General features: G+C 42.8%; 18 protein-coding genes and 3 tRNA genes. 12 read left to right on the forward strand and 9 right to left on the reverse strand.

The window, feature by feature from the left end:
- Window positions 1-634: 634 nt before the first annotated feature.
- The gene (locus FEM55_RS04155; protein ID WP_138280034.1) at window positions 635-1159 is read left to right on the forward strand and encodes a GNAT family N-acetyltransferase; all 525 of its coding nucleotides are present in this window, start codon (window positions 635-637) and stop codon (window positions 1157-1159) included.
- A gap of 78 nt (window positions 1160-1237) precedes the next feature.
- On the opposite strand, the gene FEM55_RS04160 is transcribed toward FEM55_RS04155, so the two are convergent.
- Together FEM55_RS04160 and FEM55_RS04165 are read right to left on the reverse strand one after the other, a co-directional pair.
- A tRNA-Lys gene (locus tag FEM55_RS04160) sits at window positions 1238-1310 on the reverse strand.
- 104 nt (window positions 1311-1414) lie between these two features.
- Window positions 1415-1487, reverse strand: a tRNA-Lys gene (locus tag FEM55_RS04165).
- A gap of 441 nt (window positions 1488-1928) precedes the next feature.
- Between FEM55_RS04165 and FEM55_RS04170 the strand changes: the two genes are divergently transcribed.
- A complete protein-coding gene (locus FEM55_RS04170) occupies window positions 1929-2516 on the forward strand; it encodes an SH3 domain-containing protein (RefSeq protein ID WP_229209082.1) in 588 nt (195 codons plus the stop codon).
- A 91-nt stretch (window positions 2517-2607) separates the two neighbouring features.
- Complete coding sequence (locus FEM55_RS04175) at window positions 2608-3063, forward strand: CHRD domain-containing protein (protein WP_171036458.1); 456 nt, start codon at window positions 2608-2610, stop codon at window positions 3061-3063.
- Between the two features lie 64 nt (window positions 3064-3127).
- On the opposite strand, the gene FEM55_RS04180 is transcribed toward FEM55_RS04175, so the two are convergent.
- The 4 genes from FEM55_RS04180 to FEM55_RS04195 all read right to left on the reverse strand — a co-directional run bounded on the left by FEM55_RS04180 (window position 3128) and on the right by FEM55_RS04195 (window position 5920).
- Complete coding sequence (locus tag FEM55_RS04180) at window positions 3128-4363, reverse strand: DEAD/DEAH box helicase (RefSeq protein WP_138280037.1); 1236 nt, start codon at window positions 4361-4363, stop codon at window positions 3128-3130.
- 87 nt (window positions 4364-4450) lie between these two features.
- The gene (locus tag FEM55_RS04185) at window positions 4451-4750 is read right to left on the reverse strand and encodes a chaperone modulator CbpM (RefSeq protein ID WP_138280038.1); all 300 of its coding nucleotides are present in this window, start codon (window positions 4748-4750) and stop codon (window positions 4451-4453) included.
- 11 nt (window positions 4751-4761) lie between these two features.
- Window positions 4762-5646: a DnaJ C-terminal domain-containing protein gene (locus FEM55_RS04190; protein ID WP_138280039.1), complete on the reverse strand. Its 885-nt coding sequence runs from the start codon at window positions 5644-5646 to the stop codon at window positions 4762-4764.
- A gap of 52 nt (window positions 5647-5698) precedes the next feature.
- Window positions 5699-5920 (reverse strand): VF530 family protein, encoded by a 222-nt coding sequence (locus FEM55_RS04195; RefSeq protein ID WP_138280040.1) that lies wholly within the window; start codon window positions 5918-5920, stop codon window positions 5699-5701.
- A 94-nt stretch (window positions 5921-6014) separates the two neighbouring features.
- Between FEM55_RS04195 and FEM55_RS04200 the strand changes: the two genes are divergently transcribed.
- Entirely contained in the window at window positions 6015-6995 is a 981-nt protein-coding gene (locus tag FEM55_RS04200) for a Gfo/Idh/MocA family protein (protein ID WP_138280041.1), read from the forward strand.
- A 569-nt stretch (window positions 6996-7564) separates the two neighbouring features.
- On the opposite strand, the gene FEM55_RS04205 is transcribed toward FEM55_RS04200, so the two are convergent.
- Window positions 7565-7864 carry a hypothetical protein gene (locus tag FEM55_RS04205; protein ID WP_138280042.1) on the reverse strand — a complete coding sequence of 100 codons (300 nt, stop codon included), beginning with the start codon at window positions 7862-7864 and terminating at the stop codon, window positions 7565-7567.
- Between the two features lie 144 nt (window positions 7865-8008).
- Between FEM55_RS04205 and FEM55_RS04210 the strand changes: the two genes are divergently transcribed.
- The 6 genes from FEM55_RS04210 (at window position 8009) to FEM55_RS04235 (ending at window position 13725) form a co-directional block, all read left to right on the forward strand.
- Window positions 8009-8875, forward strand: coding sequence for a methylated-DNA--[protein]-cysteine S-methyltransferase (locus FEM55_RS04210; RefSeq protein WP_229209083.1), 867 nt, complete (start codon window positions 8009-8011; stop codon window positions 8873-8875).
- 207 nt (window positions 8876-9082) lie between these two features.
- Window positions 9083-9688, forward strand: a complete 606-nt coding sequence (locus FEM55_RS04215; protein WP_138280043.1) for an OmpW family outer membrane protein — start codon at window positions 9083-9085, stop codon at window positions 9686-9688.
- 233 nt (window positions 9689-9921) lie between these two features.
- On the forward strand, window positions 9922-10686 hold the full coding sequence (locus tag FEM55_RS04220) for a hypothetical protein (protein ID WP_171036459.1): 765 nt from the start codon (window positions 9922-9924) through the stop codon (window positions 10684-10686).
- Window positions 10687-10691: 5 nt separating this feature from the next.
- Window positions 10692-11636, forward strand: a complete 945-nt coding sequence (gene miaA, locus FEM55_RS04225; protein ID WP_138280641.1) for a tRNA (adenosine(37)-N6)-dimethylallyltransferase MiaA — start codon at window positions 10692-10694, stop codon at window positions 11634-11636.
- Between the two features lie 36 nt (window positions 11637-11672).
- Window positions 11673-12131: a hypothetical protein gene (locus tag FEM55_RS04230; protein ID WP_138280045.1), complete on the forward strand. Its 459-nt coding sequence runs from the start codon at window positions 11673-11675 to the stop codon at window positions 12129-12131.
- A gap of 307 nt (window positions 12132-12438) precedes the next feature.
- Window positions 12439-13725 (forward strand): citrate synthase, encoded by a 1287-nt coding sequence (locus FEM55_RS04235; RefSeq protein WP_138280046.1) that lies wholly within the window; start codon window positions 12439-12441, stop codon window positions 13723-13725.
- Window positions 13726-13795: 70 nt separating this feature from the next.
- Here FEM55_RS04235 and pdxH read toward each other — a convergent pair whose 3' ends face one another.
- Window positions 13796-14437 carry a pyridoxamine 5'-phosphate oxidase gene (gene pdxH, locus FEM55_RS04240; protein ID WP_138280047.1) on the reverse strand — a complete coding sequence of 214 codons (642 nt, stop codon included), beginning with the start codon at window positions 14435-14437 and terminating at the stop codon, window positions 13796-13798.
- Between the two features lie 104 nt (window positions 14438-14541).
- Here pdxH and FEM55_RS04245 point away from each other — a divergent pair, with 104 nt between their 5' ends.
- Both FEM55_RS04245 and FEM55_RS04250 read left to right on the forward strand, forming a co-directional pair.
- On the forward strand, window positions 14542-16446 hold the full coding sequence (locus tag FEM55_RS04245) for a DUF349 domain-containing protein (RefSeq protein WP_138280048.1): 1905 nt from the start codon (window positions 14542-14544) through the stop codon (window positions 16444-16446).
- 107 nt (window positions 16447-16553) lie between these two features.
- Window positions 16554-16626: transfer RNA gene (locus tag FEM55_RS04250), tRNA-Thr, on the forward strand.
- 214 nt (window positions 16627-16840) lie between these two features.
- Here the strand turns inward: FEM55_RS04250 and FEM55_RS04255 are convergent.
- Complete coding sequence (locus tag FEM55_RS04255) at window positions 16841-17989, reverse strand: TlpA disulfide reductase family protein (protein WP_138280049.1); 1149 nt, start codon at window positions 17987-17989, stop codon at window positions 16841-16843.
- Window positions 17990-18328 lie beyond the last annotated feature (339 nt).

Raw genomic sequence — 18328 nt, forward strand, 5'->3', positions numbered from 1 at the left:
TTGGAAAAATAGTTCTGCTACTTATCACATTCTGAATTTTCCAATTATTGCCAACTAGATTTTAGCATTTCTATTAAGGTAATAACAAGTGCGTACGCGAATATGGCCATTAGAATGGATTCCAGCAGCAATTTCCATTCAGGTTGTTTGCGTGTTTTCATTTCGTTATTTTTGAAATTCCATGAACTGCTTGCATTCACGCAATTAATATGCATCAATCTATTCCTTTTTCCTTTTCAGAAAGGAGTTTCACTAGACCTTTGGGAATGAACGGGAATGAAATTGTAGCATGTTGCAGCTATCAACTTTCGTCAAGTATGCTGATGGGTGCAAAAAAGCGGATCAGATGTTTATGCACAAGCACGGACCAGCGAACGGATGATATGCATTACTTTAAGGTAGTTCTGTATTAAAAATCGAATGATACCTTTGTAAACGCTTTTGATGATCGCGTGCATCAATTATTAGTATTGTAAATTAAACCTGATCGCCTCTGTTACTGATTATCTCTAAAAGGCAAATTCATATGCCTGGAATTGTATAACAATAGCCTTCTGCACATAGAATGGCTTGTGCTTCAATTATTCAATTGAAAGCAGTTTTCTTATTGTTATTCAAATTCACTTAAATCATCATGTTTTTTATAGAATCTCAAAGGTTAAAACTAATTCCTTTAACCAATCAGTTGTTGCAATTATGTCAATCCGATCGTCGTGAAATGGAATTGTTGCTGGGCTTGAACCCTTCCAGCATGGAAATTGATCCCTTGTATGCTACGGAGCTGGAAGATGCACTGCTTCATTTTTGGATTCCCAAGACGCAGGAATTTCCAATGCTTTATTACTGGTATACCAATTGGGAAATCGTACTGAAAAGCACCAATACTTCTATTGGCGGAATTGGTTTTGTTGGATATCCAAATGAAAAGAAAGAGGCAGAGATCGGTTATATGATTGACGCCAATGAACAAGGGAAAGGCTATGCTACGGAAGCACTGAAAACCTTGTCAGCATGGGCATTCCAGCAGAAAGATGTGGATTCGGTTATCGTTCGAACTGCTCACGATAATATTGCTTCAATAAAAATTTTAGACAAGAATGGTTTTCGACTTGTTTCCAAAGTGGATGATCTTTTAACCTACTATTTGCCGAAGCAATAAACGAGTTAGTAAAGTTGCAAAAAAAGCCTGCAAATCGTAAAGATTGCAGGCTTTTTTGCATTTTGTTATTTCTTCAAGTGATCCCGCTGGGATTCGAACCCAGGACCCATACATTAAAAGTGTATTGCTCTACCAGCTGAGCTACGGAATCATATGTTGATATCTTTTTAACTGTTCATCATCAGTTTAATTTTTTGCTCTTTCTTTTTATGTGAGCCTCAGGACCCATCCATTAGAAGGCTTTTTTATTTTTTGTGATCCCGCTGGGATTCGAACCCAGGACCCATACATTAAAAGTGTATTGCTCTACCAGCTGAGCTACGGAATCATATGTTGATATCTTTTTAACTGTTCATCCTCAGTTTCACTTTTTGCTCTTTCTTTTCATGCAGGGCCCAGGACCCATACATTAAAAGCCGGACGCCGCGCGGTATCTTGCTCTACCAGCTGAGCTACGGAATCATGCTTTGTTGACTTTATTTCTAACTGTTCAACTTGCAGTTATTGTAATTCCGAGTGTGATTGGCTTAACGTTGTCTCAGCTCAGGAATTCTGCATTTCATTGGATTAGCCGAGGCATTTTCCGTAATTGCGATGCAAAAGTAGAATTCTAAAAAGTTAAATGCAAGTCCTGAGTAAGAAATACCTGATGTTTTGGCTGATAACGGGATCAATATTGGTACCCGAAACAGCCCTTTTTGCCAATTATAAAGAGTTAAAAACGGCTGATTCTCTGTTTGCTATGGCAAGGTATCCGGAGTCAGCAATCTTGTATAAAAAAAATTTCAGTGAGCAGGAAAAAAATAATGAAGCACTGCTTTTGAAGCTCGCTTTTCTGTCAGAAAAGACAAATAATTATACGGATTGTCTGTTTTACCTGAGCAAACTGGCGCTCATCAATCCTTCAAGAAGGCTGTTTGAAAAAATGGATAAACTCGCCGAGGAACAAAATATAAAGGGTTATGAATTTGACGATTACAACTATTTTATAATATTTTATCGAAGATATGGTGATTACATTCCAATATTGCTTCTAACTTTGGGGACCTATATAGTTGTAATAATGGTGACAAAGTCGCGGCGAAGGGAACCTGTTCTGCAAATCCACAAGATCTCAATTGTTGCTTATCTTCTGGTTTTATTGGGCCTGCTGAACGTTCCGTCTCTTTATCAGACATGCATTATTACCAATGAAAATACCTTTCTAAGGGACGAACCTTCTTCCGCCTCTTCGGTTGTGGAAAGGATCGGAAAAGGGCATAAACTGATTATTTTAGGTTCTGTGGATCACTGGAACCGGGTGATCTGGGATAACGAGATTGTTTACATCCGCAAGAGTGATGCCCTGGATATTTAACGGCCAGTTTGGTATCATTTTTGTAAGGTGACAAGTTAATATGTATATTTAAGGGTTAAATTTTTTAAATTAATGATGTATGAAAAAGCCAATGAAGCATTTTTTACTGTTGATCGCGGGAGTTTTGATGATCGGATTTGTTTCTTCCTGTAAAGAAGAAGGGCCGCACAAAGAAGATATTGTCAAGTTCACAGCTGTTATAAACAGTTCTCCGACTATTCCCAAAGTAACTTCATCCGCACAGGGAACTGGTGTTTTTGAATACAACAAAAACACAATGGAGCTTAAATACAACATTAACTATCAAAACATTACGCCTACTGCAATAACCATTAACAATCCGGGCCCGGCATGGCAGGCTGGCCCTATCCTGTTTGAACTGGCTACCAATCCAACCGGAAACCAGCTCCAGGGAACAAAGAAACTGAATGCAGCTGAACAGACGGTTCTGGTTGCAGGCGCTTTATACGTGAACATCGTTACCAAGGAAAATATCTATGGTGAAATCCGTGGACAAATTTTGCCGGATACGTACGGAGAAGATTAATCACTGCTTTGATCTGACAAAAACGGCTTGCAGAAATTTTTCTGCAAGCCGTTTTTGTGACAGGCTATTTCTTCTTCTTTTTCCTTTTGGCCGTTTCAAAATCTTCCACTTCTTTCATCAGCGATTTGAGATCATCGGAAGTATCTTCGGTAAAATCCAGTGTTTGGGAATACTCGGAAGATGTAATTTTGAGCACGTCGATCGGTTTGTCCAGATATTGCTGTATTTCGTCCAGAACAGGCTTTTCTTCCGGACTACAGAATGAAACGGCCAGTCCCTTTTGCATGCCCCGGCCCGTACGCCCTACCCGGTGAACGTAGTTTTCAGCCTGCTCCGGCAAATCGTAGTTTACTACATAATCCACATTGGCAATATCGATCCCTCTGGCACTTACGTCCGTTGCAATCAGTACTTTGACGTTTCCTTTTTTAAAATCATTCAGCGCAGTAAGCCGGTCGGCCTGATCTTTGTCGCCGTGAATAGTCAGGCTTTGGATGCCCATTCTTTCCAGCGCATTAAAAACCCTTTCCGCACGGACTTTGGTCCTGACAAAAACCAGGATTTTACTTTCCGGATTTTCCCGGATCACCCGTTCCAGAAAAAAACGTTTGTCGTCCATGCCGATGAAAGCAACCGAATGCGAAATGTTTTTTGCAACCGGATTGTTTGGTGAAATCTGAATGCGGATCGCGTTTTTCACCAGCGAATAAGCGAGTTTTTTAATTTTCTCGTTGATCGTAGCCGAAAAAAACAGCGTTTGCCGGCTTTTTGGCAAAAAACGGATCAGGTCCTGAATATCTTTAATAAAACCCAGGTCCAGCATATGGTCCGCTTCGTCCAGAATCAGGATTTCGATCCGGTTCAGTTTGATATAACCCTGACTTACCAGATCAAACATGCGTCCCGGCGTGGAAATCAGCACGTCAATCCCTTTTTCCAGCTGTGCAATCTGCGGCCCCTGCTCTACCCCGCCGAAAACGCTGAATGCCTTGACGCGCGTGTGCTGCCCGATTTTATTAAAGACCTCGTTAATCTGGATCGCCAGCTCCCGCGTAGGAACCATAACAACACATTTTATCCCCTCCGACCTGCTTGAAACCTTTTGCTTGTGCAGCTTGTCGATGACCGGAATGGCGAAAGCGGCCGTCTTACCCGTTCCTGTCTGCGCTATGGCCAGTACATCTTCTCCTTTTATAATCGCCGGAATAGCCTTGAACTGAATATCGGTCGGGCGCTTGAAACCGGCTGTTTCAAGGCTTCTTTTAATTTCCGGGGCAATCTGGTAATCTTCGAATTTCATAAACTGTCATCTATTCAGGCAAATCTTTTTACCTGATTTTCAAAATTCTGTAAAGATACGCCCGTTATCCGGTAACAGCCGGAAATATTACAAACCCGGCTCAAAAAACCGGAGCCTGTTTTTAAGCGCAGTCATTTCTTTTTCCATAACATCGATACGTTCCAAAAGCGTATGGATCGCCTCAATGCCTTCCAGGTTAATATCCAGTTCGTGATGCAAGCGTATCATGCGTTCTATTTTCCGGAGCTGCGGAATATGCAGAAACTGCGTTTCACTTACTACAACCGTTTCGATCATTCCGTTGCGCTGTAAAGATTCTATAAATGAATACTCCACGTTGTAAGAACTGCAGAATGTCTGTATTGCTATCAACTGACTGTTTTCCATAACAAAGCAGTTTAGGATTTGGATAATTCAGTAAACAACATTTTTTGATGTTCAGTAAGGTTGGTCGGAATTTTGACGTTCAGGGTTACGTAAAGATCGCCAAACTGTCCTTCCTGCTTGTACACCGGGAATCCCTTTCCTTTTAACCTCACAACACTTCCGTTTTGCGTTTCCGGCTTGATGTTGAGCTTCACTTTTCCGTTCATCGTGTCTGTAACCAGTTCTCCGCCCAGAACGGCCGTGTAAAGGTCAAGATCTGCTTTCAGGTGAAGGTCGTTTCCGGCCCTGCGGAATCTTTCATCCGTTTCGATTGCAAAGGTGATGTACAAGTCACCGTTCGGACCGCCGTTCGAGCCGGGCCCGCCATGACCGGCGATTTTTATGGTTTGTCCATTTTCAATTCCTGCAGGCACATTGATTCTGATATTTCTGCCATTTACAGTCAGTGTGCGTTTGTGCGTTTCATAGGCTTCCCTTAAGGTCAGACGAACTTCTGCCTGATAATCCTGACCTCTGAACCTTGCCTGTCTGCCGCCTCCGCCAAAACCGCTTCCCGAGCCGAACATGGATTCAAAAAAATCAGAGAAACCGTCCCCACCACCCGAGAACCATTCGCCTTCCTGCCGGCCGGCATTGGCCCGCGACTGTCTGGCTTTTTCAAATTCCTCGCTGTACTGCCAGTCTTTTCCGTACTGATCGTATTTTTTTCTTTTTTCCGGATCGCTCAGCACTTCGTTTGCTTCATTGAGCTCCTGAAATTTCTTCTGCGCTTCCTTATCATTGGGATTAAGGTCCGGATGATACTTGCGGGCCAGTTTCCGGTATGCATTTTTAATCTCTTTTTCGTCCGCTTTTTTATCCACTCCAAGCGTTTGATAATAATCTACAAAGGGCATAGCAAATCAATTTTTAATGTAGAATATTCAATTTAGGCAATCGTAAATATATCTATTTCCGTTCCAGCATTTTCAGATAAAGATCTTCCACTTTCTTGCGCGCCCACGGTGTTTTTCTCAAAAATTTAAGACTGGATTTTACACTTGGCTCAAACTGGAAGCTGTTGATGTTCACATGATATCCCATTTGTTCCCATCCGTAATAATCGACGAGTTCGTTGAGCATGGCTTCCAGCGTTTTTCCGTGAAGCGGATTATTAGGTTGTATTTCCATATCTTCTATCAGATTAGGCAACGGTTTAAAGTAGATTTATCATCCTGAATAATTATTATGCGGAATGATTAGTTCAAACTTATAAAACTTGTTTATGGATCAGATCAAATGGGGAATTCTTGGCTGCGGAAATGTGACGGAGGTAAAAAGCGGGCCCGCTTTCAGCAAAGTTGCAAATTCCAGCCTTGCTGCCGTGATGCGCAGGGATGCAGAAAAAGCAGCCGATTATGCGCAGCGGCATCACGTTCCAAAATGGTATGCCGATGCCGACGCGCTGATCAACGATCCGGAAGTCAATGCCATTTACATTGCTACGCCGCCGGATGCGCATGAAGAGCTCGCGATCAAGGCTATACGTGCAGGAAAACCGGTTTACATAGAAAAACCAATGGCCAGAAATGCAGCAGAATGCGAACGGATCATTGAGGCAGGAAAGAAAGCAGGCGTTCCGGTCTTTGTGGCTTATTACCGGAGAGCGCTGGATTATTTTCTGAAAGTAAAAGAACTTGTGGACTCCGGGATAATCGGGGATGTGCGCTATGTAAGTATTTGCCTGCAATGGCAGCCTTACGAAGAAGAAGTAGGCGAAAACGCCAGACCGCGCTGGCGTGTTACTCCGGAAATCTCCGGCGGAGGCCATTTTCATGACCTTGCCTCGCACCAGTTTGATTTTCTGGAATTTGTATTCGGGCCGGTGAAAACGGCGCAGGGAATTTCCAGAAATCAGGCGGGGTTGTATGAAGCCGACGATATCGTAATGGCCAGTTTTGAATTCGAATCCGGCGTGCTGGGAAACGGAAGCTGGTGTTTTACGATTGACAAAGCGCAGCGCCAGGACGAAGCACGGATTACCGGTTCAAAAGGAAAAATAACATTCTCCTTTTTTGAAAAATTCGATATTATCGTTGAAAATGAAGCCGGTACAAATGTGATGCATATTCCATATCCGGAACATGTGCAGCAGCCTCTTATAGACCTGATTGTAAAAGAACTGCGTGGCGAAGGAAAAAGCCCGAGTAACGGTGACACCGGCATCCGCGCAAGCCGCATTATGGATGAAATCTGCACGAAATAATGAAATGCTTTTAGCTTTTAGCCGTTGGCTTCTGGCTTTTAGCTTTTTGAACAGGAATTGATCAGTAAAGAAAAGCTTGTAAAAACTTTTAACCGAAACTGAATTCAATCATTAATCTGAAAATGAATATTAATATTGCAGCTTTAAGGAAAATTGCATAATTATTTAAGTTGAGGCAATACAAAAAAGTTGCGAAATTCAGTTAATTGAACAATATAAACTCCAAATTCAATAGTCATGGCAAAAGGTAAAAATCTTGATAAGGGAAGCGCAAAAAAAGAGCCCGAGAAGAACCTGAAAGAGAAGCGTGCCGAAAAGAAGGCTAAAAAGGACAGTAAAAAAGATTACTGACCTATTTTCGAAAGGTTGCATGAATAGTTCAAACGAGCGCAGCCGAATGCCAGAAAACGTTCAAAGGCATCCCGGCTGCGCTCCACACAACCATTCAAAATCAGTAATGCAAAAATTATTGTTATAAATATCTACAAATGACTATTTATAACAACAAATGACAAAACATGACTACAAACAACAATTCATAACCTCTTCATTTATAAGCGAATCCATACTCAATAAACTTCCCGGTTCGTCTTGTATTTTGCCAGCCGTTTTTTGGATCTTATGATCCTGGAATTGATGCGGTTCTTTTCATCCGAAGTCATCACGTCATCCGCTTTTGCCTTCTCCAGAGCTGCCTTGATCAGATCCTGCTCGCGCATCAGTTTGCCGTACTCCACCATTGTTACTTTTTTATCCTTGTAAGCGGATTCGATCTGTTCATTCATTTTTTTCAGATCCGACTCAAAATCCTGTGCGTAGACAGCAGCACCGGAAAGCATTAAAACAGAAGCTACAAGAAAGGATTTCATTTTAGATAAGGATTTGCTGAGACCAATATTTTACTGAACGCCGCTAATTTAAAGAAGTGTTCTTTATCCTGAATCAGTTAATTTAGTTTCTGGTCAAATTTAAAGCAAGTTTCGGGTTGAACAGCAAAATTTAAACCGGCACATTTGCAGGAAAGAAGCATCAAAATCATGAGCCGGGAAACTTACAATTACGATAAAATTGCAAAAGCCATTGAGTTTATCGTCGCCAATGCAAAAGCACAGCCTTCCCTTTTCGACGTGGCGGAGGAAGTCTGTATAAGCCAGTTCCATTTTCAGCGCGTATTTACGGAATGGGCCGGTGTAAGTCCGAAAAAATTCCTGCAGTACATTACGGCTGCGTACCTGAAAGAAAAAATCCGGGAAACAGCCAATCTTGCAGAACTGGCGGAATTCGCCGGACTTTCCAGCCAGAGCCGCGTTTACGATCATTTTATTACCATGGAAGCTGTTACGCCGCTGGAATTCAGAAGTAAAGGAAACGGTGTTTTCATCACTTACGGGTTCCACGAAACGCCATTTGGCGAATGTTTTATTGCCGTCACCGAACGCGGCATTTGCGCCATGGCTTTTGTGGATGAAGTCACACGAAATGAGCAGTTGACCTTACTGCTGAAAAAATGGACGAATGCAGCCCTATCGGAAAAACCTTCAGTAACGCAGGAATATATAAACCGGATTTTTGACCCTTCCGGACAAACACCCGCCAGGCTGCCGCTGATCGTGCATGGCACCAACTTTCAGCTAAAAGTCTGGGAAGCATTGCTGAAGATACCAAACGGCTCGGTAACTACTTATCAGCAGATTGCCAGGAGCATAGGCGTTCCCGGCGCTGTTCGGGCAGTCGGAACGGCAGTCGGGGACAATCCTGTGGCTTACCTGATTCCTTGTCACCGCGTGATCCGGAAAGAAGGCATTCTGGGCGAGTACCGCTGGGGAAGTCTGCGCAAAAAAGCCCTGATCGGATGGGAAGCGGCCCGGCTGGAATTGTGAAATTTCCTGGTTCCTTAACCCTGAATTTCCCTGAAATGCGGAATAATTTACACAGGATTCAATTATTTTAAATTGAACAATTGCAATTTTAAAATCACTTAAAAAGCTTGTTAACAACGGTTTAATTCAATTTTAAATACAACTATTTTATTATGGACTGAAAATGGAAATAACAAGTTCAGTTATTAACCAATTATACAGTACAAAATGAAAAATAACATCCTACGTTCGCTAGCCATTGCAGCATTATTCGTTACAAGCAGTCTGACAGGATTTGCTCAGTTTTCTCTGGGCTTGCAGGGAGGTATTGCCAAGTCAGATGTGGAAGATTCCAAAACCGTTGCCGGCGGCGGCGTCAATTTGCGCGTATTCGCATCGCCTAAACTTGCATTCGGGGTGGCCGGAAAAATTTATGCAGACGGAAGCGATTACAGCATAGCAGGACAGACGCTCAGCTCTACCGGAACGCTTATGCCGGTTACAGGAACAGTTGATTATTTCTTTTCGGAAAGTTTTATACGTCCGTACGTTGGTGCTGATGCCGGTGTTTATTTCTCCAAATACGATGCCAAGTTCAACGGCAATACCATTCTGGAATCATCACGCCACAGTAATTTCGGAGCTGCTCCACGCGCAGGTCTGCTATTTGCATTCGGTAACGTTGGAATCCAGCTGGAAGGAATTTATCACTTCATGTTTGGCAATAAAAATCATAGCTCTACAACCGGTACCGCCAGCAACATTGATTTTGAATCTACCAAAAATTTTGGCGGTGTCAATGTCGGCGTAATATTCGGAATCGGCGGAAAGTAATCAATCGTCAAGATATAAATGTATGAAAAACGCGCTGTTCAGCGCGTTTTTTTGTTGCTATCTATTCCTGCATTAACTTGCCTGCTTTCAAGCCAAACCTTTTTTCGGATATGATGCCGACTTTTAAACAACAGCTTTGTACGTGGCTTGCATCTTTGCAATTTCATTGTGAGGAAGAAAAAACAGACGGATTTTTCTGCCGGTTAATGGTTTTCAGCAGAAAAGATCTTTTGATGAAACTTATCCTTGCTGAAACCGTACAATGGCAAAAATCGGGTACGCCGGAAGAATTACATGCTGAAATAAAGCAAATAGAAGAACAGCGGGAAAGCGGATTAAGGTCGGTTATTTTATGGGATGATCTTTGGATGACCAAAACGGAAATTGTAAAATCAAGAATCGGTGCAGCATTGGGCATTTCCCATAAAATCCCGGCAAGACTTACCGTAGTACGTCGGATCGACAAGGCAACGGCTGCGTATTTTATCGAAAAAAATCATCTGAACGGCGATGTAACGTCCAAATACCGCTACGGCCTTTTTCTTCCAGCACGCTATTTCCGCATCTTACATACCGATTTTCCGCATCATTCCGATTCTGACGAATTGCTTGCAGCTGTCGCCACATTCAGCCGTCCGCGCATTTTCAGACGTGAAGAACAGCCGTTCCGGTCGTATGAACTGATCCGGTTTGCAAGTCTGTTGCACAGCAATGTTGTCGGCGGGCTCGATAAATTACTGCGCGCATTCATCCGCGAGCGCAAACCGGATGATATCATGACTTATGCGGATCTGGAATGGTCGGATGGCTCGAACTATGAAAAGCTCGGCTTTCAGAAAATTTCAAGGATCCCGCCGATCCCGTTTTATCTGAACCCTGAATCCATGCAGCGAAATCCGGTAACGAATGATCTGAAAGAAGAAAAAACTGCTTCCGGTACAGTCATAACGGTTTACAATGCCGGAAGCATCAAATACGTAAAAACGGTTGTTAATTGAAAGGTATGGTTCCTCTGCTCGTCATCATCGGCCCTACCGCTTCGGGTAAAACCCGGCTGGCAACAAGGCTTGCAAATGAAATCAACGGCGAAATCATCAGTGCGGATTCCCGTCAGGTTTACAGAAAAATGGACATCGGCACCGGCAAAGACCTGGCTGAATACCGGATTGGCGAAAAGCATATTCCATATCATCTGATCGATATCTGTGACGCAGGCGAGCAATATAACGTCAACGATTTCCAGCATGATTTTGAAAGAATTTATCATGAAATAATAGCGAACGGGCATGTTCCTGTTTTGTGCGGCGGAACCGGTTTTTACATTTTTTCCCTGCTGAAAGGCCATGCGTATGCGTTGGTTCCGGTAAATGAAGCGCTGCGGAAGGAACTGGAAACTTTGTCGACCGAAGCCCTTCTGAGCCGCTTTGAACAACTGGATTCCGCATACAGGAATCTGGCGGACACATCCACCCGCAAACGCCTGATCCGCGCTATTGAAATCTCCGAATTTCTGATCAGGAACTCCAACGCAGACCTATTTGAAGAAAAAGCGCAGAACAAGTACCATCCGCTTGTTTACGGACTTAACCCGGCTGTGGAAACAAGACGGGAAAGAATAAGCACACGGCTGGAAAACAGGCTTCAAAACGGGCTTGTGGAAGAAGTGCAATCGTTGCTGAGCGACGGACTTTCTGCTGAGCAGCTGATTTATTATGGTCTGGAATACAAATACATTACGCTATTCCTGACAGGCACACTTACCTACAACGAAATGAAGCAACGGCTTGAAACGGAAATACACCGCTTTGCCAAACGACAAATGACTTTTTTCCGAAAAATGGAAAAAGACGGCATTCCGGTTCACTGGCTTCCGGAGGATTATTCCGAGAGTGAAAAAATACAGACCGTTATTGAAGGGTACAATACTTACAAAGGCCGTCTTTCCTGAACCGGAAATACAGATTAATCAACGACTGATTCCACAATGAACAAAAAAATAAGCAGCCTTTTACTTTTGCTGATCCTGAGCATTACCGACGCGTATCTGCTTGCACATCCCAATCTGGTCGGGAAACTGGGCATCCTGATTTACAAGCACAGCTATATCAAGGACTTTCCACGCGCACTGGCTACCGTTCTGATCGTAATCTCCATTTCGCTGCTGATCTGCGAAGCTGTTTTTCGCTATGTAAAAAGAAATACGGCACTGGTTATTTACGCAGCGCTTGTGGGGTTTGCGGTTTTCTGGCTGGTTTATGTTTACACCCTGTTTTCCAGCTTTGCGTACCGCATTACGGGCAAGGCCTTTATTTACGGCGCGCATCTTCTGCCGGTAATTCTGGGCGGAATGTACGGGCGTTATCTGATCCGGAAACTGCTGGTGCCGAAAACAGTGCCGGACGCCGGCCCGGAAAAAAGCAATCCGGAAAGCACATCCGTCTGAATCCATGCACGTTGCGACTTTGACCTTTTTTTACATTCGATTGAATTATATCATTGATTCATGCATTGGCAGGATATCATTGCCCTGTCTCTCATTTTTCACAAATAATACACGGATTATAATAGAAAGTACGCAGTTTTTTAAGATATTGCGGCTTGTGTCGGATCAGGAAATGGTTACTCCTGATTTCATTTAACACAAAATTAATTTATTGGATAAGTAAATCAGTAACTAAAAAAATCTTTGCATTGACATGGCCTGACTTACATTATCTTGTCATTAACCTTTTTAATTTTATTCTTATAATATGTCCCAAATAGCCGAATTAACCCTTGATGGTAAAAAGTACGAGTTTCCCGTTACAGAAGGAAGTGAACACGAAAAAGCGATAGATATAGCCAAGTTACGCGACCAGACAGGGTATATAACGATTGATGCAGGTTACAAAAATACAGGCGCCACGAAAAGTGCAATCACGTTTCTGGACGGCGAAGAAGGAATACTGAATTACAGAGGTTACTCGATTGAAGATCTGGCAGAAAAATCATCGTTTCTGGAAGTCGCTTATTTACTGATTTACGGTGAACTTCCGACCGAGAAACAATTCGCTGATTTTGAACATGAAATAAGAACGCATACGCTCGTCAACGAGGACATGCGCAAGATTTTTGAAGGGTTCCCGGTCAATGCCCATCCGATGGGCGTGCTTTCCTCGCTTGTCAGTGCAATGAGCGCCTTTTATCCGGAAACACTGGACGACAATACGGAAGAGGTTACGCAGCTGCATATCATCAGGCTGCTTTCCAAATTGCCGACTATTGCCACGTGGTCCTACAAAAAATCGCAGGGACATCCGGTTAATTATCCGCAGAATGATCTGGATTACTGTTCCAACTTCCTGAACATGATGTTTTCCTTGCCGGTTGCCAAGTATAATGTGGACCCTGTAGTTTCAGCTGCTCTGAACAAATTGCTGATCCTGCATGCGGACCATGAGCAAAACTGCTCTACTTCCACCGTAAGGCTGGTCGGTTCTTCTCAGGCGAACATCTATTCTTCCATTTCTTCGGGCATCAGCGCGCTGTGGGGCCCGCTTCACGGTGGTGCAAACCAGGAAGTAATCGAAATGCTGGAAGCCATCAAGAACGACGGCGGCGATACGCAGAAGTACATCAATATGGCCAAGGACAAAAGCAGCGGATTCCGTCTGTTCGGCTTCGGGCACCGTGTTTACAAGAATTTTGATCCGCGTGCACGTATTATCAAAAAGGCGGCAGATGATGTACTGAACAAACTGGGCATTAACGATCCGATTCTGGAAATTGCCCAGAAACTGGAAAAGGCAGCGCTGGAAGATGAATATTTCGTTTCCCGCAAGCTGTACCCGAACGTTGACTTCTATTCCGGAATCATTTACCGCGCATTGGGCATACCAACCAATATGTTTACTGTAATGTTTGCAATCGGCCGTTTGCCGGGCTGGATCGCGCAATGGAAAGAAATGCGTACAAACAAGGAGCCGATTGGCCGGCCGCGCCAGATTTACGTCGGTGCTCCGAAAAGAGAATTCGTACCGATCAGCGAACGAGGATGATTTTATAAATACATGAAAAGCAAATGCCCGGACCAAAACCCGGGCATTTGCTTTATGACAGAAATAATGATCAGGGCGAAAGGCGTTCAATCAGCCACGAACCTTCCTCCGATCTGACGTAACTCAGCCTGTCGTGCAAACGGCTGGGCCTACCCTGCCAGAATTCGATATAATCCGGAATAACGCGGTAACCGCCCCAATGCGGCGGCCTCGGCACTTCCCTGCCGTTAAATTCCTGTTCGATCTCCTTGGTCCGGTTTTCTAGAAAAGCGCGGTTCTCAATCACTTCACTTTGATACGACGTCCATGCACCGATCTGGCTGCCGCGCGGACGAACTGCAAAATATTCACTGGATTCCTGATCGGACGTTTTTTCAGCTTTTCCTTCAATCCGGACCTGCCTTTCAAATTCTTTCCAGAAAAAGGTAAGGGCAACCTGCGGTTCAGAGGCTATTTCCCTGCCTTTTTTGCTGTTGTAATTTGTAAAGAATGTAAAACCCTCCGTATCCAGATCTTTTAACAGTACAATTCTTGCCGACGGTCGGCCGTTAAATACAGTACTCAGCGTCATGGCGTTTGGCTCTGTAATGCCTGCATTAAGCGCTTCACCAAACCACAATCTGAACTGATTGAGCGGATTAGGCTCCAAATCACTCTCAAGTAATCCTTTTAAATTGTAATCATGACGAATTTTGGCAATTTTATGATCCATGGATGGAATATGTTCAATGTTAAGAAACCAAAAGTAGCCATTTCAGAGGAAAGATTATTAGATTTGTAATCCATAAGATACGTACAGACGAAACCAGAAATACGATGGCACAAGAACAACAAGAAGGGGTCAATAGCGAAGAGCAGGAAGACCTGACACCAAAAACGATTGACACCCTTGAAATTGATCTTAACAACGAGTTGACCGAAGAACATGAGGAAGAGGTGCCGGACGTTGATTATAGTCAGCTGTCTAAGGAGCAGCTGGTGAATTTACTTGAAAATGAACTGGCATCCATTAACGGTGAAGGTTCAAAACCAGCTCAGTTAAAAAAATCGGAAGCAGTGGTGCGAAACATACGCCCTGTTCTTGATCAGATCAAACAGAAAGACAGAGAAGCTGCATTGAGCGCATTCATTGCCGATAATGGCGGTGAAGAAGGCTTTGAATATAAGTATGATGCAGAAACACAAAAAATAGATTCGCTCAGCCGTGAAATAAGAGGCCTTAAAAACGCTTATTACCAAGGGCAGGAACGGGAAAAAGAGAAGAATTTCAATGTCAAAACCTCGTTGCTGCAAAGGCTCCGCACCTTGCTCGAAGATGAAGGCAACCGCGAAACAGATGCTTCGGGGCTTAAATCCAGCTGGGAAGAGTTCAAGAAAATTCAGGATGAATGGAAGCAGGCCGGCAATATCGCTTCGCCGCATAACGGAACGCTCTGGGCTACATACAACGCGCTCATCGACCGATATTTCAGCAACAGGAACATTTACTTTGAATTAAAGGAGCTTGACAGACGCCGCAATGCGGAACTGAAGGCAGAACTTTGCGAGAAAGTGGAAGAACTTGGAAAATCACTGGAAAACCGTCCGATGACCAAGGAAATCCTGGCCGAAGCCAATCACATTTTCGAAGATTACAAGCATTTGGGGCCAGCTCCGAAAGAAGATCAGGAAAAACTTTGGCAACGGTTTAAAGAAGCCATGGATGTACTTTACAACGCACAACGCGGACAGTTTGCGGAGCAGAAGAAATCCATGCAGGAAAATTATGATCAGAAGCTGAAAATATATGAAGCCATTGAACCTTTTACGACTTACAATTCAGGAAGTATAAAGGAATGGAATGCCAAAACAAAGGAAATTATGGCATTTCAGGATCAGTGGGTTGCTTTGAAAGGCATCATGCCTCGTGAGGAAGGAAAGGAACTCAGCAAAAAATTCTGGGCGGCATTAAAGACTTTCTTTAACAACAAAGGTGAATTTTTCCGTCAGCTGGAATCTAAGCGCGAACAAAACCTGGAACTGAAAAACCAGCTTTGCGAAGAAGCAGAAGCCATCCTCGAAAGCGGTGACGACAGCCCGGGTTCCACTCAGAAAATCATTGAACTGCAAAAGAAATGGAAAGGCATCGGCCAGGTTCCTGAAAAGTTCAAAGACACCATTTACGATCGCTTTAAAAAAGCGTGCGACGCATTTTTCAATCAGAAACGTGCGAAGAACAAGGAAGTTGAAGATGAATTTGAAAACAACCTGAAACGTAAAATCGATCTGATCGAAAGAATTGAGGCAGCAGCTAAAAGCAAGGACGAATCGTCCCTTAATCTGCTGAGTGCGTTCAAGAGTGAATGGAATTCCATTGGGTTCGTTCCGAAGAAAGATATGCAGTCGATTCAGAAACGTTACATTGCGGCCATCAATACGTATGTAAGTGCAATCGGACAGTTATCCTCCAAGGAAAAAGAACAGGCTGTGCTTGAAAGTGAAGTGGAGCTGGTCAGGGATGGAGATAACAGCAGAGGGCTTTACCGGAAGGAAAGTGACTTTAAACGCAAGATTACGCAACTGGAAAATGACATTGCATTGTGGCAGAACAACATTGAATTTTTTGCCAAGTCCAAAACTTCTGACCGCCTTAAGGCAGAATTTGAGCGTAAGATCAATAATGCTTTAAATCAGCTGGAAGATTTGAAACACCAACTGTCTATTATTCAGGAGGCTATCTGAAATGTAAAAAAAAGTTTAAAAATATTACCTGAAAGGTTTGCAGGGAATACTCTTTAATACTAGTTTTGCACCATGATAACGGATTAAGAAACGGTATCAAAAAAGAGGCCTCCATAGCTCAGCTGGTAGAGCAACTGACTTGTAATCAGTAGGTCGTTGGTTCGATCCCGACTGGGGGCTCTTGAAAATGCGGTTCGCCGCTCCGAAAGCACTTAGCATTTATTTGCTAAGTGCTTTTTGTTTTTACTGCCAATGTTGCAATGTACTTTGGGGACCAGTCCGAAAAGTTGAGGACTAACAAAAAAGTAGCTTTTTGCGAAGAATCAATTTTTAAGTCTTTTGCAAGAGCTTTACTTATCTCCAGTCCATTTTCTATTTGTAATAAGTAATTGTACTACTTAGGAAGTAATTGACCTAACTTTTCTTTCAAAGATTCCGGTTTTAAATCTATTGCTATGATAACTCCATCCGGCCCGATCAGATAATTCTTGGGAATAAATTGAACATTGTATAATGTTGATGCTTCATTTGACCAACCCTGCAAATCGGAAAGCTGTGTCCAAGTTAATCCGTCTTTAACTATGGCTTTTAACCAGGCGTCTCTGGTCTTTAACTGATCAAGGGAAACACCTATGATGGTAAAATTTTGATTGCTAAATTCATTGAAGGTCTTGACCAAAGCCGGATGCTCTGCACGGCAAGGTCCGCACCAGCTTGCCCAGAAATCAAGAAACACGTATTTACCCCGAAAGTCGGTTAAGGATACAAGTTTCCCGGTGGTGTCTTTTTGGGTGAAATTCGGAGCGAGAGTTCCTATACTGGTTTGAGAAAGTTTACTCAGCACCTTTTGGTATTCTTTACCCGAAGGACTATTTCGGACCGACTCAGTTAAACTCTCAAATAAAGTTGTGAGTTCTTTGAAATCAGGCGTAAACCCGCCACTTGACTGAATTGCTTCAATGCTGACCAGGCTGTTTGGCATTCGGGTAATAAAATCCTGATATATCTTTTTTCTTTCTGACCTTGCCCATTCTTTTTTTTGTTCCCAACTTTCTTCAAACACCTTTTTATCTGCATTTTCCGGTAAAGCTCTCAAGGCTTTACTGTAATCTGTGTAAATTTCCGTACGTTTCTTATTAACCGGAGCAAGCATCTTTTGCAACTTAGCAAAATCCTTGTTCAACGGCCCTGCAGTAACAACTGCATTGGCTAGTGAATCAGAACTCTGAATCAGGATCGTACCAGACTCTATAAAAAGCTCAAGGTCATTATAATCTGGCATGGTATATAAAATGGCTTTTCCAGGAAATTTTATATTACCACGGAATTCAAATTCGCCGTTTTTAACTTCTGCCGAATCTTTTACCCCACTTACATTAGCAGGATCAGGATACCAAAGCATCACTTTACTCTGTTTTTTCTGTGGATTTATCTTAGCCTTAATAATAAATGGATAGCCTTGTGCCAGGACTAATGTGGGCAGTATAGCAGCAATAAACAAGTTCGCCAATAAGATGAGACATTTCAAATGAAGATATTTCATAGCTCGGGTAAGGTGAGAAATATAATTTTATAAACTAGTGAATTTATTTGTACTAAACAAATAATTAATAAAATTATATGATGCAGCCATGTTTCTAGCATTCATTGTAACGCCTTATATGACATTACTTTACATGCATATTCTCGAAATACTCCTGCTTTCTTCTTAGAGGTATGTAAATATTGGATAATCTAAAAGGCTTAAAACCCGAATCTGTGATCTTTCCGTTATGTTAAGTACTCTCAAAAAATCATCGGCTTTGTTGACGCTGAAATTCCATCTTTTAGATAATGGAGATAAAAGTTTCTTGATGTTACAAAAGCATTGAAATGCTCGTCA

Origin of the sequence: Dyadobacter sediminis, from assembly GCF_005860765.1 — a bacterium.
GTDB classification, from domain to species: Bacteria; Bacteroidota; Bacteroidia; order Cytophagales; family Spirosomataceae; genus Dyadobacter; species Dyadobacter sediminis.